The organism is Devosia yakushimensis, from assembly GCF_030159855.1.
GTDB lineage: Bacteria > Pseudomonadota > Alphaproteobacteria > Rhizobiales > Devosiaceae > Devosia > Devosia yakushimensis.
On record NZ_BSNG01000002.1, the window covers coordinates 61,796 to 75,873 of the forward strand.

The window sequence follows — 14,078 nt, forward strand, 5'->3', positions numbered from 1 at the left end:
GAATCAGCCACCCCGCCCCGTCAATGTCATAGCATAGAAGCCCCGGTCATTCGGCTTTGGGCGGATAGGCCGGATCGGTCTCCTCGCCATTGATCAGGCCGATGGCATATTGCAGTTGATTGTCTTCGGCCTTGTCGGCCGGGACATAGACCGAGGAGCCGACCGTGGTCTCTTCCTGACCTTCGACCGTGATGTGGCCGGCAAGCCCGGCCTCACCGATGATTTCGTCGCGGCCCTGCAATTCGGCGGGGACGGTCTGCTTGATCTCGATATCGGGCACGATGCCCAGCGCCTGGATGGAGCGGTTATTGGGCGTGTAATAGCGCGCCGTGGTGAGGCGCATGGCGCCATCGGGGCCAAGCGAGATGATCGACTGCACCGAGCCCTTGCCGAAGGAGCGGGTGCCCACGATGGTGGCGCGCTTATGGTCCTGCAGGGCACCGGCGACGATTTCCGAAGCCGAGGCCGAGCCGCCATTGATCAGCACGACCAGGGGCACATCGGACAGCTGGGCGTCGAGCGCATCGGGCTGGGCGTCATAGCGGGCGCTTTCCTCCGGCACGCGACCACGGGTCAGAACGACCGCGCCCTGCTTGAGGAAGGCATCGGCGACATAGACCGACTGGTCGACCAGGCCGCCGGGATTGTTGCGCAGGTCGAGGATAATGCCCTTGGGGGGCACGTCCTTGCGCTCGGCATAAATGTCCTTGATCGCCTGCTGGATGCCGACAAAGGCCTGTTCGGAGAAGCGCGACAGACGCAGCACGGCGACATCGCCTTCCATGGACCAGCGCACGGCGCGCATGGCAATGGTGGCGCGGGTCAGCTCGAAATCGAGCGGATCGGGCACGCCCTCGCGGGCCACCGTGATCTTGACCGAGGTGCCCAGCGGGCCGCGCATCTTGGCGACGGCGTCATCAAGGGTCAGGCCCTGAACCTGTACGCCATCGATGGCCACGATCAGATCGTTGGCCATGATACCGGCCTTGGCCGCGGGCGTATCGTCAATCGGGGAGACGACCTTGACGATGCCTTCTTCCATGGTGACTTCGATGCCCAGGCCCCCGAACTCGCCCGAAGTGTCTTCGCGCATTTCATCGTAATCGGCGGGCGGCAGGTAGCCGGAATGAGGATCGAGCGAGGTCAGCATGCCCTGGATGGCGGCGCGGATCAGCTCCTGCTCATCGGGGGCGTCGACATATTCGGCGCGGATGCGGTCGAAGATTTCCCCGAACAGGTTGAGATCGGCATAGACTTCGAGCGGATCGCGGGGGGCCTCGGCCTTTTCTTCCGGCGTGGGCTCGGGCTGTTCGCCACCCGGGGCCGGTTCGGCCGGTGCCTGATCGGGAGCCTGGTCGGGTGTAGGAACCGGGGTTTCCTCGGCCGGAGCCGGGGCGGTTTCCTGCGCGACAAGGGTCGATGCAGGCAGCAGCAGCGCCAATGTCAAAGCAGCGGCGCGGATGGTCGTAAAGCGCATGAGGGTTCTATCCACTCTGTGTCGGGGTCGCCCACCATCCGGTCGGATCGACGGGCTCGTTGTTTTGTCGCAGTTCAATATAAAGGGTCGGTTGGGAGTTGCCAGCATTGGTGGTTACGGTACGCCCAATTGTGCGTGATCCCATGGTGCCCAAAGGTTCGCCCATCAACACGAACTGGCCGATATCGACGCTGACCGCATCGAGCCCCGCCAGGAGCGTGGTGTAGTTCTGCCCAGTATTGAGAATGATGATTTGGCCGTAATTGAGGTAGGGACCCTTATAAAGCACCCAACCATCGGCTGGCGCCACCACCTGGGCTTCGGCACGGGTGACCACGGAGATGCCGTGGGAAATGCCGCCAAAGCCGTCGCTGGCGCCATAATCGACCACATTGACGCCATTGGCGGGCATGGTGAGGTAGCCCTTGGCATTGGCAAAAGGCAGCGCGGGCTCGGTTCGCGCGCTATTGGCCAGCGCCACGCGAATCTCGTCGGGCGTCATGGTGACGGCATTGGGATCGGTCGGGGTGGATGGCGTTTGTACCGATGTGGCGCGGGCCGAGAGGCTATCGATCAGCTCTTTGAGCGTGGTGGCGCGGGCGGCGAGTGCGACGGCCTCGGCCTCCTGGGCGGCCAGTTCGCTTGAACGGACATCGATGCCCTGTTTGCGGGCCGCGATCAGCGTGGCGATACGGAGCTGTTCTTCCTCGAGCACCGAGAAATTGGCTTTGAGGGTTGCTTCCTCGGCCAGGGCGGCTGCCTTGATTTCGGTCAATTGCTTGAGGTCGGCGGTGACGGCGTCGGCCTTGGCGCGCAATTGCGGCACGATGGCGGAAATCAGAATGGCGCTGCGGGCGGAGCCCAGGGCGTCGTCGGGGTCGACGATCAGGGCCGGTGGCGGATTGAGCGAAATACGCTCAAGCGCGGCCAGCACATTGGCCATTTCGGCATTGGAGCCATCGAGCCTGCCGCGCACTTCGAGCTCGGAAACGATGAGTTCGGAAAGCCGCTCCTCAATATCGGCAACCTCGATCTCGGCCAGCTTGACGCGCTGGGCGGCGGCGATGAGCGCGGCATTCTGCTTGGTGCGGTCGCCTTCCATCTCGGCGATCTCGGCCTTGAGCGCATCGACCCGTTCCTGGCTCAAAGCGATCGAGGCCTCCACGGCCTCGAGATCGGTCTGCGCCGCGGCAGGATCGGCAGCAGCTGCCGCCGGTTGCGCAGGGGCGGCTGGAGCGATGGCGGGCGCGGCTGGCGGATTTGCCGGCGTGGCCGGGTCCGGTACAGCGGGCGCCGGCACGGTCTGGGCGAGCAGGGGCAGCGATGACGTCACTGCCAGCGCCAAGGCGGCCAATGGCCCTGTCAGCTTTTTGCCCAACCTCTTGCCTGGCAGCTTTGCCATGACATCTCCAGCAGCGGCGCGGAGCGCCCGAATCAATCCGCGCACCATAGCAAGGCCCCGGAAAACCAGAGGTTAACTCTGCTTAACCATATCGTGATCTTACGTCCTCAGATTGCGCTGACGATGTCGGTCTGGCTGAAATCATTGCCGACAAAAAGCAGGGGGCAATCGCGCTCCCTGGCCAGGGCATAGGCAAAACAATCGCCAAAATTGAGGCCGGCGGGATGGCTGCCCTTGCCCCAGATAGCATAGGCCGCGGCTGCGTCTTTTGCTCCGGTCTCGGTCAGGGCAATGCATTCGGCCGCGACGCCGTCCAGCAGCCGGTTGAGGGGGATGAGCAGGCCCTTTGGTCCGGCGACGATCATCGCTTCGGCAAATGTTGGTGCCGAGATCAATATGGTCTCGGCGGATGCCAAGGCGCGCTGGCATGCATCGGCTTGCGGTTCGTTCTTGAGAATGGCCAGAAGAGCGGAGGTATCGACAACGATCACTTGGGCAGACCAAGCTCATCGTAGAGAAAATCCTGGCTCCGTGCCGCCGAGACGCCATCGTCAGGGATGGCTTTGGTCGCTGCACGAATGGCAGTGATCCTCGCCATCTTTTCGGCAGGCGTGAGAACTGGCTTTATCGGCGCAATCCGGGCAACCGGGGTGCCGTGGCGCGTCAAAACGATCTCTTCGCCGGCCTCGGCGCGGCGGACGAGGTCGGTCAGCTGTGCCTTGGCATCAGATAGGGCGATATCCATCTGGGGTCTCCATTACCTACTTAAAATAGACCATTCGATGGTCCATTTCAATCGCCGCGGTGATAGGGGTGGCCGGACAGGATGGTTGTGGTGCGGTAGAGTTGCTCGGCCAGCATGATGCGGACCAATTGATGCGGCCAGGTGAGGGGGGAGAAGCTCAGCACCAGATCGGCGGCAGAAACGAAGGCCGGATCGAGCCCGTCGGCGCCACCGATGATGAAGCTGGCGGCGGGGCGGCCATCATCGCGCCAGCGGCCGATCTGGTTGGCAAAGGTTTCCGAGCCGATGGTCTTGCCGCGTTCGTCGAGCGCCACCACAATGCCCTCGGGCAGGGCGGCGCGCAGGGCCTTGGCCTCGTCGGCCTTGCGGCTGGCCGATGAGCCGGCGCGGGATTCGGGCAGCTCGATAATATCAAAGCCGGTCAAGGCCAGCGGCTTGCCGCCGCCGATGGCGCGATCGAGATAGCGCGCCACCATTTCCCGTTCGGGCCCGGCCTTCATCCGGCCGACAGCCGCGATAGCTATGCGCATTATGCCACGACCTCGTGGTTCGACAGGCTCACCATGAGGTCTACACCAGGCTCCGCCCTAGTGGGCGTCGGCGGCGAAGTCGGCCTGCCACATCTTTTCGATGTTGTAGAACTCGCGCACTTCGGGGCGGAAGATGTGGACGATGACGTCGCCGGCATCGACCAGAACCCAATCGCAATGGGGCAATCCCTCGACCCGCGGCTTGCAATGGCCGGCATCGCGCAGGGCGGTGATCACCTGGTCGGCCACGGCCCCGACATGGCGCTGGGAGCGGCCGGAGGTCACGACCATGTGGTCGGCCAGCGAGGACTTGCCGGTAATGTCGACGGCAATGGTCTCTTCGGCCTTGGCATCGTCAAGGCATTCGAGAATGACATCGATCATCGGGCGATCCGGGGTGGCGAGGGGGGCCTCGGCGTGGGGAGAGGTGTTCTCGGGCAGCGCGGCCATCAGCAATGGCCTTCCGCCCATGCTCGTGCATGGGTCATGCGTGGGGTCAGCATCCTTGGTTGTTGATCGGAATGTGCAGGCGTCTTTGCAAACGGCAAGCAATCAGTTCCTTGATTGGTGACTTCAATCACACGAAAGCAATATGCGCTTTTGAGGCGGTTTTCGCAAGGTAGGCCGCTCACTTTGCAGTTTCACGACGGCGCCGTGCTCTTATTGCCGAGGAGGATAGGGGGGATTGCCGGCCATGCAGATAGACCCAGGCTGGCGGGGGGAGACTGGCCAGGCGACCGGCATCTTCCTCATCGATCCGATAGCGGCCCAGCGCGATGCCCGCGCGCGAAACGGGCGCCAGCCGCGAGGAGCCGGGCCGCACATAGACCGCCATGGGTACCATGGCGGCGATGTCGCGCCAGCGCTCCCAGCGGTGGAAGTCGACGAGATTATCGGCGCCCATGATCCAGACGAAACGCCGGTCGGGCATGGCCGAGGTGAGGAATTTTATGGTCTGCCAGGAATAGGTGAAGCCATAGGCCGCTTCAAAGCCGGTGACGCGGATGCGCGGGTCATCGAGCAGGTGCCGGGCGGCGGCGACACGATCGGCAAGCGGGGCAAGATCGTTGTGGTTTTTCAGCGGGTTGCCGGGCGTCACCAGGACCCAGACGGCGTCGAGGCGCAGCCGGCGCAGGGTCTCTTCGACGACGAGCCGGTGGCCCTCATGGATAGGATTGAAACTGCCGCCGAACAGGCCAATGCGCATGCCAGCCGCGGAGGGAGGCAGTTCGGTCGTGCCGGAAATGCGGAGCGGAGCGCGGAGGGTCAAGTGGGGCTAAGGCCTCGTCTGACCGTTGCCGCGGACGCGGTATTTGAAGCTGGTCAGCTGCTCGACGCCGACCGGGCCGCGTGCGTGCATTTTGCCGGTGGCGATGCCGATTTCCCCGCCGAAGCCGAATTCGCCGCCATCGGCGAATTGGGTCGAGGCGTTGTGCAAGAGGATCGCAGAGTCGATCTCGTTGAAGAATTTCTCAACGGCCACAGCATCTTCGGCGATGATCGCCTCGGTGTGGTGGCTCGAATATTTCTCGATATGGGCGATGGCGTCCTCGACGCTGTCGACCACTTTTACCGAGATGATCGCGTCCTCATATTCGGTGCGCCAATCCTCTTCCGTGGCCGGTTTGGTTAACAGACTGTTAGCATTTACCGTAGCATCGCCGCGTATTTCGCAGCCTTTTGCCATCAACGCGTCAAGGATGGGATTGAGGTGGGTGCCGACCACGTCAGAATGGACGAGAAGGGTCTCGGCGGCGCCGCAAATGCCGGTGCGGCGCATCTTGGCGTTGAGGGTCACCGAGACGGCCTTTTCGAGATCGGCGGATTTATCGATATAGACATGCACGATGCCTTCGAGATGGGCGAAGACCGGCACGCGGGCTTCGTCCTGCACGCGGGCGACCAGCGTCTTGCCGCCGCGCGGCACGATGACGTCGATATTGCCGTCCAGCCCCTTGAGCATTTCGCCGACGGCGGCGCGGTCGGTGGTGGGGACCAGTTGCACGCATTCGACCGGCAGGCCGGCCAGATGGAGACCATCGAGCAGGGAATCGACCAAAGCGCGGCTCGAATGGAAGCTGTCGCTGCCGCCGCGCAGGATGACGGCATTGCCCGACTTGATGCAGAGTGCGCCGGCATCGGCGGTGACATTGGGGCGGGATTCAAAGATCACGCCGATGACGCCGAGCGGGGTGCGCAAGCGCTCGATATGAAGGCCATTGGGCCGGTCCCATTCGGCAATGGTCGTGCCGACCGGATCGGGCAGTTCGGCAATGGTTTTGACGGCTTCGATAATGCCGTCGATGCGCTTGTCATTGAGTTCGAGCCGGTCGAGAAAGGCCTTGGAAATGCCCTTGGTGCGGGCCGCTTCCATGTCCTTGGCATTGGCGGCGAGGATGGCCTTGCGATGCGCATTGATGGCGCCGGCCGCGGTCAGGAGCGCGGTGCGTTTCTGTTCTGATGAAGCGATGGCGAGCTTGCGGGCGGCCATGCGGGCATTGCGGCCCAGGCCGGCCATGATTTCGTTCAGCGACAGATTGGCTTCAAGCGCGCTCACTGCTCGTCTCCTCTTGGCTGCCTACCAGCACGAGATTGTCGCGATGCACAAGGGCGGCGCGATTGCCGGCGCCCAATAATTCGACCACGGCATCGCTGCGCTTGCCCATGACCAGCCGGGCCTCGTCGCTATCGAGACCGGCCAGGCCCCGGGCGATTTCGGTGCCGTCGGGATTGGTCACGGCAATGGTGTCGCCGCGTTCGAAATCGCCGGTGACCTTGGTGACGCCAATGGGCAGCAGCGACTTGCCGGTCAGCAGCGCCCGGGCGGCGCCGGCATCGACCTGGAGGGTTCCCGCGACGGCCAGGGTGCCCATGATCCAGCGCTTGCGCGCTTGGGCCCGGCTGCGGGCGGGATGGAACAGGGTGTGGCGAGCGCCCGTTGTCAGGGCCTTGAGGGGATGGGCCTCGGTGCCCTTGGCAATGATCATGGCGGTGCCGGCATGGGTCGCGATCTTGCCGGCCTCGACCTTGGTGGTCATGCCGCCGCGCGAGAGATGGCTTGCCGCGCCCCCTGCCATGGCTTCGATGGTGGGCGTGATGGCAGGCACTTCGGACAGATGGATGGCCGAAGGGTCCTTGGCCGGCGGGGCGGTATAGAGCCCGTCAATGTCGGAGAGCAGGATCAGGCAATCGGCCTCGATCATGGTGGCGACGCGGGCCGAGAGACGGTCATTGTCGCCATAGCGGATTTCGGCGGTGGCGACGCTGTCATTCTCATTGATGATCGGCACCGCGCCCAGGCCCAAGAGGGTGGCGATCGTGGTGCGGGCATTGAGGTAATAGCGCCGCTCCTCGGTGATATTGGGCGTGATGAGGATTTGCCCGGTCACGATGCTGTGGCGGCCAAGGGCCTCGGCCCAGGCCTGGCTGAGAGCAATCTGTCCGGCGCTGGCGGCGGCCTGAGACTGCTCCAGCGTCAGCGCGACAGCGGCGAGGCCCAAAAGGCCACGGCCCAGGGCGATGGCGCCGGAGGAGACGATGACCACCTCACGCCCCTCGGCCTTGAGCGCTGCGATATCGGCCGCGAGATCGGCCAGCCAGCCGGCACGAAGCCTGCCCTGCTTGTCGACAAGCAGGGCCGAGCCGATCTTGATGGTGAGGCGCTTATAGGGCGCTAGGGCGTTCATTTTTCTGCAACCACTATGGAGCCCAGTTGGGCTCGATCTTGCGCCGCTCGGCCTCGACCTTGGCGGCCTTTTCGGCGTCTAGGACGCCCACGACGTCGTAGAGCACCTGATCGACACCCTTGCCGGTGACGCCCGAGACCAGCAGCACATCGGCCTTGCTGACCTTTTTCAAAACCTTGAGCTTTTCCTTGAGGTCGTCCGGCTCGATGGCGTCGATCTTGTTGAGCACGACAATTTCCGGCTTCTCGCCCAGGCGTTCGTCATAGGCGACCAGCTCGCCGCGGATGGTTTTATAGGCGGTCTTGATATCGTCCTGGGTGCCATCGATGAGATGGATCAGGACGCCACAGCGCTCGATATGGCCCAGGAAGCGGTCGCCAATGCCGGCGCCTTCGCTGGCCCCTTCGATGAGGCCGGGAATATCGGCCAGGACGAAATCGCGTTCACCGATCGAGACCACGCCCAGATTGGGGTGGAGCGTGGTGAAGGGATAATCGGCGATTTTTGGCTTGGCCGCCGAAACGGCGGCAAGGAAAGTCGACTTGCCGGCATTGGGCAGGCCAACCAGACCCGCATCGGCAATGAGCTTGAGACGCAGCCAGATCCATTTTTCAACGCCCGGCAGGCCGGGATTGGCGTGGCGCGGCGCCTGGTTGGAGCTGGTCTTGAAATGGGCATTGCCGAAGCCGCCATTGCCGCCCGAGAGCAGCACGATGCGCTGGCCAACTTCGGTGAGGTCGGCAATCAGGGTCTCGTTGTCATCTTCAAAGACCTGGGTGCCGACGGGCACGCGCAGCACGACATCGGCGCCATCGGCCCCGGTGCGGTTCTTGCCCATGCCATGGGTGCCGGTCTTGGCCTTGAAATGCTGCTGGTAGCGATAATCGATCAGGGTATTGAGCCCATCGACGCATTCGATCACCACATCGCCGCCGCGGCCGCCATTGCCGCCATTGGGACCGCCGAATTCGACGAATTTTTCGCGCAGAAACGACACGGAGCCGCCCCCGCCATCGCCGGAGCGCACGAATATCTTGGCCTGATCGAGAAACTTCATGAGGTACGGGCCTTCCAGACGCTCTGCGTCAATTCTGTGTCGATATGCTCCACCTCGGCGCCGCGCGCAAGGCAGAGCAGGCTTGAGCGGCCGGTTTCGGTAAATCCAAGCTTGTTCTGGACTGCCAAAGAGGCCGCGTTGAAATAGAAAACGCCCGAATAGACCACCGGCGCATTGGTGGTGGCAAAGAACCAGTCGAGGCTGGTGGTCGCCGCTTCGGTCATGATGCCCCGGTTCCAGAAGGGGCGGCCCAGCCAATAGCCGATAATGGGCCCCAGCGGACCGCGGTGGAAGCCGACATGGCCAGCCAGCCCTTCGCCGGGCAATTCGATGGTGAAATTGGTTTCGTCGACCGGCAGGTGAGGCGTGCGGGTGCGCAGCCAGGCTCTGGCATCAGAGAGGCGATAGGGGAAGGGCACGCGGGCAAGATTGCCCGCGACGTCAAAATCATTGAGGTAGCGCGCGATATCCTCGGCGTCCCCCGCCTGCGGTTGGCGCAGCACGAAGCGCGACGTATGGAGCAAGGGGATCATGGCGCTCTCCAGGCCATGATCAGCAATGGCTTGCCGCGATGCCGCTCGACGATGCTGGTTGTCTGCTCGATGACCTGGAAGCCGGCCTTTTCCAAGACGCGGATGGAGGCTGGATTACTCTCCAGCACGCGGGCCCTGATCTCGGCAATGCCGGCCGCGGCGGCGGCTTGCAGCAAACCTCTGACCGCTTCGGGCGCATAGCCCCGGCCCCAATGGGGTTCCCCCAGCCAATAGCCCAATTCAGGCAGCTTGCCGGTTTCGAATTTGAGACTGACCACGCCCATCATGCGGTCCTCGCCATTGGTGATGGCATAGGCGTGCGGCTTGTCGGGGTCGCCAAGCGCAGTGAGGAAAGCGCGGCCGTCGGCCTCGCCATAGGGATAGGGCATGACGGCGGTGGGCTCGATGACCTTCCAATTATTGGCCAGCGCCACCAGATCGGCGAGATCGGTCATGGCCGGGGTGCGCAGCGTCAGGCGCTCCGTGCCGATTGTTGCGGGCAGATCGTCTTTCAGCGCCATCGCTTCCCCCCAATCCAGTCCTGTCGCGTCAGCCGGGTCACCACGTGATTCACATTGCGCTGCAGGGTCTGGGAAAATCGCATTTCGGTGCCGGTCGGCACGAAGCCCAGTTTCTTCTGCACGCTCAGTGAGGCGATATTGTTGTGATGGGCACTCGAGGTGACCGCATCGGCATCGGTGCCGGAAAAATGCCAATCAAGCAATCCTGCCGCCGCCTCAGTACCATAGCCCCTGTTCCAATGCGGCCGGGCGATCCAATAGCCCAGTTCGTTGATCAGCGATACGCAGCCGATCAGCCCCTTGCCCGGCAGCTCGATGATCAGCATGGAGCGCTGGGGCGTTGCCGGCTGCGCCTGGCGCAGCCAATCGATCGCCATGCCCAAAGTATAGGGATAGGGCACGGGCGTCAGGAAGCGTGCGACCTCATATTCACCGACACCGAGCGCATAGCAGGGAGCATCGCCCAGCGTGGATTCGCGCAAAATCAGCCGTTCTGTCCGGATCGGCGTCATCTTGTTCCATCCCTCAGCCTTATGCCGCAGGACACAGCCATGGAAGCGGCTCGCAGGGTTACTTCGTGGGCGGTGGCTTTGGCCTGGATGGGGTGCATTTTGCGTTTCCTGGATGCGAAAAGGGGAACCGGCGGACCGGTTCCCCTTTGATATCGCTGTTGCAGGAACGCGAGCCGGGGAACAGGTCACCGGCTGGGTTCGTGAGGACCGGCCGGATTACTCGGCGGCCTCTGCCGGCTCGACGGAGATGAATACTTGCGATTTCGCACGGGTGCGGAAGGCAACCTTGCCGTCGATCAGTGCATAGATGGTGTGGTCCTTGCCCAGACCGACGCCGGTGCCCGGGTGCCACTTGGTGCCGCGCTGACGGACCAGGATGTTGCCAGCGATCACGTCTTCGCCGCCGAACTTCTTGACGCCAAGACGACGGCCAGCGGTATCACGACCGTTGCGGGATGAACCGCCTGCTTTTTTGTGTGCCATGGTGGAGTATCCTTACTTCGTCTTGTCTTCGGCCTTGTCGGCCACGGCTTCCTGGTCGACCTTGGCGCGCGGGGGCTTGCCAGCAACCAGATCCTTGGCCTGGGCAACCCATTCGTCGCGCTCGATGCGGCCGTGGAATTCCAGTTCTTCGTCGAACTTGGCGACGTCGGCCTTCTTCCAGGCGGCGATCTGGGTCAGGCTGGTGATGCCAGCGGCGATCAGCTTCTTTTCGAGAGCCGGGCCAACGCCACCGATCAGCTTGAGATCGTCGGTGAAATCGGCGGCAGACTTGGCAGCCTTCTTGGCGGCCGGAGCCTTGGCTTCGGTAGCTGCTTCTGCCTTGGGGGCAGCAGTCTTGGTGGTCTTGGCAGCAGCTTTGGCCGGCTTTTCAGCGGCAGTGCTCTCGGTCTTGGTGGCGACAGCGGCGGTCTTGATCGAGGGCTTGGCGCCGCCGGTCAGGATTTCGGTGATGCGCACGGTCGAGAGCAGCTGGCGATGGCCATTGCGGCGGCGGTAATTGTGGCGACGGTTCTTCTTGAAGATGATGACCGTCTTCTGCTTGCGGGTTTCAAGCAGTTCGGCAGCGACGAGCGCGCCTTCAACGAGCGGGGCACCAACGGTGTCGCCAACCATCAGCACCTGGTCGAAGGTGACGATGGAGCCGGCTTCGGCGTCGAGCTTTTCAATCTTGAGAACGTCGTTGGCGGCAACCTTATACTGCTTGCCACCGGTCTTGATCACGGCAAAAGTCATAGTTCAACCAGGAGCGTCAAACGCCTGGTCCCTTTCTGTCGCGCTTTGCGGCGCCGCAGGGAAAGCCATTGTTCCTGCGGACTTCGAACTGAGCCGGATCGATTGCACCGGCAGGCAGCCTCAAGCAGCGTTTTCAAACGAATAGAGGCGCGCCAGACGAGCCAGCGCGCATTCCGGGGGCGCTTATCGGGGCAAAAGCCCCAAGAGTCAAGGCGCTTCGTCCGGTTTTGCCGCTTTGCCTCAAGCGCTTTTGGCGTACCAATCGCGCCGGCGGACTTCCACGCCCTCTGCGGTGACGCCAGCCTCGAAGGCATCGAGGTCGCTGTCACCATAGTGATAGGGGTAGACAATGGCGGGTTTGAAGGTGTTGACCGCTTCCGCCGCCTGCTCGACCGTCATGGTATAGGGCAGGTTCATCGGCAGGAAGGCCACGGCGATGCCTGATAGCGCCAGCATTTCGGGGGTGGGCTCGGTGTCGCCGGCAACATAGACCACCTTGTCGCCAAAGGTCAGCAGATAGCCATTGCCCACGCCCACCGGATGATAGTTCATGCGGTCCGCGGTGATGTTATGCGCGGGGATGGCCTTGAGGGGCAGGCCGGCAAAGGTGGTTTGTTCGCCATTGGCGATGGCTTTGGCATTGCCCTGGAGCGCGGGCGGCAATTTGTCGAAGACTTCCTGGCTGGTCAGGATCGGCACGCCCGCGGCAATGGCATCGAGCGTGGGCACGTCGAAATGGTCGCCGTGACCATGGGTCACCAGCACCGCGGTCGGCGCCGGCAGGCCTTCATAACGGGCCGCGCCGCCCACCGGGTCGACATAGATGACCGCATCGCCAAAGGCGAGCACCAGGCTGGCGTGATCGACGGGATGGATGGTCAAGGGCCCCGCGCTGGTTTCGATAGTATCGCCGTCCACTTTTGTTTCCCCATCCTGCGCCAGAGCGCTTCCAAGTGTTCCTGCACCCCATGGCACGAGGGGCAATATCGCCATGCCGGCAACCAGATCACGACGCTTCATGATGAACTCCCATTCCCAATGGCTCGCCGGGGCAACGTAGCCGGGCGCTGTTGGGTTCACCACCCACACAATCGTTACCTAGGCGCCTTCTCGCTGAGGCGTTGCCGCAAATTGCGGGCCGTGCGGGTTTCCGCTTCGATAAGCCCGGGCTTGTGATGGGAAAGCCAGTGTTGGAACGACCAGGAGGGACTGTTCGGCGCGATATCGATGAGCGGCAGATAGACATAGGCGGAGATGTTTGTGCCATCGCATGCGATGGCAATCGGAGCGCGGCGGTACTCATCCCCCTCGAAGGCGTCGAGCGCGGCCAGGTCGAGGGCATCAAGGCCATGGATCAGCCGGCCCGGCGCCGTGGCTCCCGCGCAGGCAACCAGGGCAGGATAGACCCGGCCCGGATAGGCGACGGCCTTGAAGCCGGGAGCGATAGCCGCCGGCAGCGCGGCGCCTGCCACCGACCGACCCAGAACGGCAGCGAGGATATCGTCATCCTGCAAGGTGCCATAGGCAAAGAGCGGCATTGTGGGCAATGGCGGGCCTCATGCACAGGTTGATGACGACAAGGGTGTTGCGGGCGCCGCTTTGCTATGCCATAAGCCCGCCCGTGTCGACCGGGCGCCTCTCGCAGGCCGCTGACGATCTCGCGGAGAGATGGCAGAGTGGTTGAATGCACCGCACTCGAAATGCGGCATAGGGGCAACTCTATCGGGGGTTCGAATCCCTCTCTCTCCGCCAAAAGCCGCCGATTGCCCTCCATGGCTCGCTATTGCCGCCGATCGCCGCACGCTCACCATGCGGTAGGGCGAACCGCCGATTCTGCGCTGCAGCCCGATATATTCTGAAAATCGAAGACGGCTGGAACCGACCTCATCGCGGACGTTGGTACCGCTTAGCTCACTGACTACAAGCAGACTCACAAGATAAGGACGATGCGATGACCGAAGTGCTGGACGAGGGACCGTTCTTTCACGGCACAATCGCGGATTTGCGCGTGGGTGATATCCTCACCGCAGGATACCGGTCGAACTATCGTCCTGAAGTGGTGATGAACCACATCTACTTCACAGCCATTGTGGACGGAGCCGGACTTGCCGCTGAAATCGCGGCGGAGCTCACCGAAGGCGGCGCAGTACCGCGTGTTTATGCCGTAGAGCCGACCGGGACATTCGAGAACGACCCGAACGTGACCGACAAGAAATTTCCCGGCAACCCCACTCGGTCGTATCGCAGCAGCGCACCGCTCAAGGTCATTGGCGAAATCACGCATTGGACCCGATTGACGCCCGAAGCACTACAGGTTTGGAGAGAACGACTGACCGCACTGCGCTCAGACGAACGAGGCGAGATCATCAACTGATGCGC

At 63.0% G+C, this 14,078-nt stretch carries 18 protein-coding genes and 1 tRNA gene; 2 read left to right on the forward strand and 17 right to left on the reverse strand.

Annotated elements, in window-relative coordinates:
* Positions 1-46: 46 nt before the first annotated feature.
* The 17 genes from QQL79_RS17465 to QQL79_RS17545 form a co-directional block, all read right to left on the reverse strand.
* Positions 47-1,477 (reverse strand): S41 family peptidase, encoded by a 1,431-nt coding sequence (locus QQL79_RS17465; protein WP_284393031.1) that lies wholly within the window; start codon positions 1,475-1,477, stop codon positions 47-49.
* 7 nt (positions 1,478-1,484) lie between these two features.
* Positions 1,485-2,879: a murein hydrolase activator EnvC family protein gene (locus tag QQL79_RS17470; protein WP_284393033.1), complete on the reverse strand. Its 1,395-nt coding sequence runs from the start codon at positions 2,877-2,879 to the stop codon at positions 1,485-1,487.
* A 107-nt stretch (positions 2,880-2,986) separates the two neighbouring features.
* A complete protein-coding gene (locus QQL79_RS17475; protein WP_284393034.1) occupies positions 2,987-3,370 on the reverse strand; it encodes a type II toxin-antitoxin system VapC family toxin in 384 nt (127 codons plus the stop codon).
* Entirely contained in the window at positions 3,367-3,624 is a 258-nt protein-coding gene (locus QQL79_RS17480) for a type II toxin-antitoxin system Phd/YefM family antitoxin (RefSeq protein WP_284393036.1), read from the reverse strand. Before QQL79_RS17480 ends, QQL79_RS17475 begins: the two co-directional genes overlap by 4 nt.
* A gap of 47 nt (positions 3,625-3,671) precedes the next feature.
* Positions 3,672-4,154 carry a 23S rRNA (pseudouridine(1915)-N(3))-methyltransferase RlmH gene (gene rlmH, locus QQL79_RS17485; RefSeq protein ID WP_284393037.1) on the reverse strand — a complete coding sequence of 161 codons (483 nt, stop codon included), beginning with the start codon at positions 4,152-4,154 and terminating at the stop codon, positions 3,672-3,674.
* A gap of 57 nt (positions 4,155-4,211) precedes the next feature.
* The gene (rsfS, locus tag QQL79_RS17490) at positions 4,212-4,604 is read right to left on the reverse strand and encodes a ribosome silencing factor (protein WP_370461260.1); all 393 of its coding nucleotides are present in this window, start codon (positions 4,602-4,604) and stop codon (positions 4,212-4,214) included.
* Positions 4,605-4,782: 178 nt separating this feature from the next.
* Positions 4,783-5,424, reverse strand: a complete 642-nt coding sequence (locus QQL79_RS17495; protein WP_284393038.1) for a nicotinate-nucleotide adenylyltransferase — start codon at positions 5,422-5,424, stop codon at positions 4,783-4,785.
* A gap of 6 nt (positions 5,425-5,430) precedes the next feature.
* On the reverse strand, positions 5,431-6,672 hold the full coding sequence (locus QQL79_RS17500) for a glutamate-5-semialdehyde dehydrogenase (RefSeq protein ID WP_284393385.1): 1,242 nt from the start codon (positions 6,670-6,672) through the stop codon (positions 5,431-5,433).
* Positions 6,673-6,697: 25 nt separating this feature from the next.
* Entirely contained in the window at positions 6,698-7,840 is a 1,143-nt protein-coding gene (gene proB / locus QQL79_RS17505) for a glutamate 5-kinase (protein WP_284393039.1), read from the reverse strand.
* Between the two features lie 13 nt (positions 7,841-7,853).
* Positions 7,854-8,897 carry a GTPase ObgE gene (gene obgE, locus QQL79_RS17510; protein ID WP_284393040.1) on the reverse strand — a complete coding sequence of 348 codons (1,044 nt, stop codon included), beginning with the start codon at positions 8,895-8,897 and terminating at the stop codon, positions 7,854-7,856.
* Entirely contained in the window at positions 8,894-9,430 is a 537-nt protein-coding gene (locus QQL79_RS17515) for a GNAT family N-acetyltransferase (RefSeq protein ID WP_284393041.1), read from the reverse strand. The genes obgE and QQL79_RS17515 overlap by 4 nt, the downstream gene beginning before the upstream one ends.
* Positions 9,427-9,951 (reverse strand): GNAT family N-acetyltransferase, encoded by a 525-nt coding sequence (locus QQL79_RS17520; RefSeq protein ID WP_284393042.1) that lies wholly within the window; start codon positions 9,949-9,951, stop codon positions 9,427-9,429. The genes QQL79_RS17515 and QQL79_RS17520 overlap by 4 nt, the downstream gene beginning before the upstream one ends.
* On the reverse strand, positions 9,942-10,463 hold the full coding sequence (locus tag QQL79_RS17525; RefSeq protein WP_284393043.1) for a GNAT family N-acetyltransferase: 522 nt from the start codon (positions 10,461-10,463) through the stop codon (positions 9,942-9,944). Before QQL79_RS17525 ends, QQL79_RS17520 begins: the two co-directional genes overlap by 10 nt.
* 216 nt (positions 10,464-10,679) lie before the next feature.
* Positions 10,680-10,946, reverse strand: coding sequence for a 50S ribosomal protein L27 (gene rpmA / locus QQL79_RS17530; protein ID WP_284393044.1), 267 nt, complete (start codon positions 10,944-10,946; stop codon positions 10,680-10,682).
* A gap of 12 nt (positions 10,947-10,958) precedes the next feature.
* Positions 10,959-11,699 (reverse strand): 50S ribosomal protein L21, encoded by a 741-nt coding sequence (locus QQL79_RS17535; RefSeq protein ID WP_284393045.1) that lies wholly within the window; start codon positions 11,697-11,699, stop codon positions 10,959-10,961.
* Positions 11,700-11,939: 240 nt separating this feature from the next.
* Positions 11,940-12,719, reverse strand: coding sequence for an MBL fold metallo-hydrolase (locus tag QQL79_RS17540; RefSeq protein WP_284393046.1), 780 nt, complete (start codon positions 12,717-12,719; stop codon positions 11,940-11,942).
* A 74-nt stretch (positions 12,720-12,793) separates the two neighbouring features.
* A complete protein-coding gene (locus QQL79_RS17545; protein ID WP_284393387.1) occupies positions 12,794-13,237 on the reverse strand; it encodes a gamma-glutamylcyclotransferase family protein in 444 nt (147 codons plus the stop codon).
* Positions 13,238-13,361: 124 nt separating this feature from the next.
* Here QQL79_RS17545 and QQL79_RS17550 point away from each other — a divergent pair.
* Positions 13,362-13,451: transfer RNA gene (locus QQL79_RS17550), tRNA-Ser, on the forward strand.
* A gap of 199 nt (positions 13,452-13,650) precedes the next feature.
* Positions 13,651-14,073, forward strand: a complete 423-nt coding sequence (gene arr / locus QQL79_RS17555; RefSeq protein WP_284393047.1) for an NAD(+)--rifampin ADP-ribosyltransferase — start codon at positions 13,651-13,653, stop codon at positions 14,071-14,073.
* Positions 14,074-14,078: the final 5 nt, after the last annotated feature.

Bases quoted from the DNA above. Each gene is read 5' to 3' on its own strand.
- QQL79_RS17500 (WP_284393385.1), bottom strand. From the start codon at position 6,672: ATGGCCGGCCTGGGCCGCAATGCCCGCATGGCCGCCCGCAAGCTCGCC.
- rsfS (WP_370461260.1), bottom strand. From the start codon at position 4,604: ATGGCCGCGCTGCCCGAGAACACCTCTCCCCACGCCGAGGCCCCCCTC.
- QQL79_RS17470 (WP_284393033.1), bottom strand. From the start codon at position 2,879: ATGGCAAAGCTGCCAGGCAAGAGGTTGGGCAAAAAGCTGACAGGGCCA.
- QQL79_RS17540 (WP_284393046.1), bottom strand. From the start codon at position 12,719: ATGAAGCGTCGTGATCTGGTTGCCGGCATGGCGATATTGCCCCTCGTG.
- QQL79_RS17520 (WP_284393042.1), bottom strand. From the start codon at position 9,951: ATGGCGCTGAAAGACGATCTGCCCGCAACAATCGGCACGGAGCGCCTG.
- arr (WP_284393047.1), top strand. From the start codon at position 13,651: ATGACCGAAGTGCTGGACGAGGGACCGTTCTTTCACGGCACAATCGCG.
- rlmH (WP_284393037.1), bottom strand. From the start codon at position 4,154: ATGCGCATAGCTATCGCGGCTGTCGGCCGGATGAAGGCCGGGCCCGAA.
- QQL79_RS17525 (WP_284393043.1), bottom strand. From the start codon at position 10,463: ATGACGCCGATCCGGACAGAACGGCTGATTTTGCGCGAATCCACGCTG.
- QQL79_RS17480 (WP_284393036.1), bottom strand. From the start codon at position 3,624: ATGGATATCGCCCTATCTGATGCCAAGGCACAGCTGACCGACCTCGTC.
- rpmA (WP_284393044.1), bottom strand. From the start codon at position 10,946: ATGGCACACAAAAAAGCAGGCGGTTCATCCCGCAACGGTCGTGATACC.
- obgE (WP_284393040.1), bottom strand. From the start codon at position 8,897: ATGAAGTTTCTCGATCAGGCCAAGATATTCGTGCGCTCCGGCGATGGC.
- QQL79_RS17515 (WP_284393041.1), bottom strand. From the start codon at position 9,430: ATGATCCCCTTGCTCCATACGTCGCGCTTCGTGCTGCGCCAACCGCAG.
- proB (WP_284393039.1), bottom strand. From the start codon at position 7,840: ATGAACGCCCTAGCGCCCTATAAGCGCCTCACCATCAAGATCGGCTCG.
- QQL79_RS17535 (WP_284393045.1), bottom strand. From the start codon at position 11,699: ATGACTTTTGCCGTGATCAAGACCGGTGGCAAGCAGTATAAGGTTGCC.
- QQL79_RS17545 (WP_284393387.1), bottom strand. From the start codon at position 13,237: ATGCCGCTCTTTGCCTATGGCACCTTGCAGGATGACGATATCCTCGCT.
- QQL79_RS17465 (WP_284393031.1), bottom strand. From the start codon at position 1,477: ATGCGCTTTACGACCATCCGCGCCGCTGCTTTGACATTGGCGCTGCTG.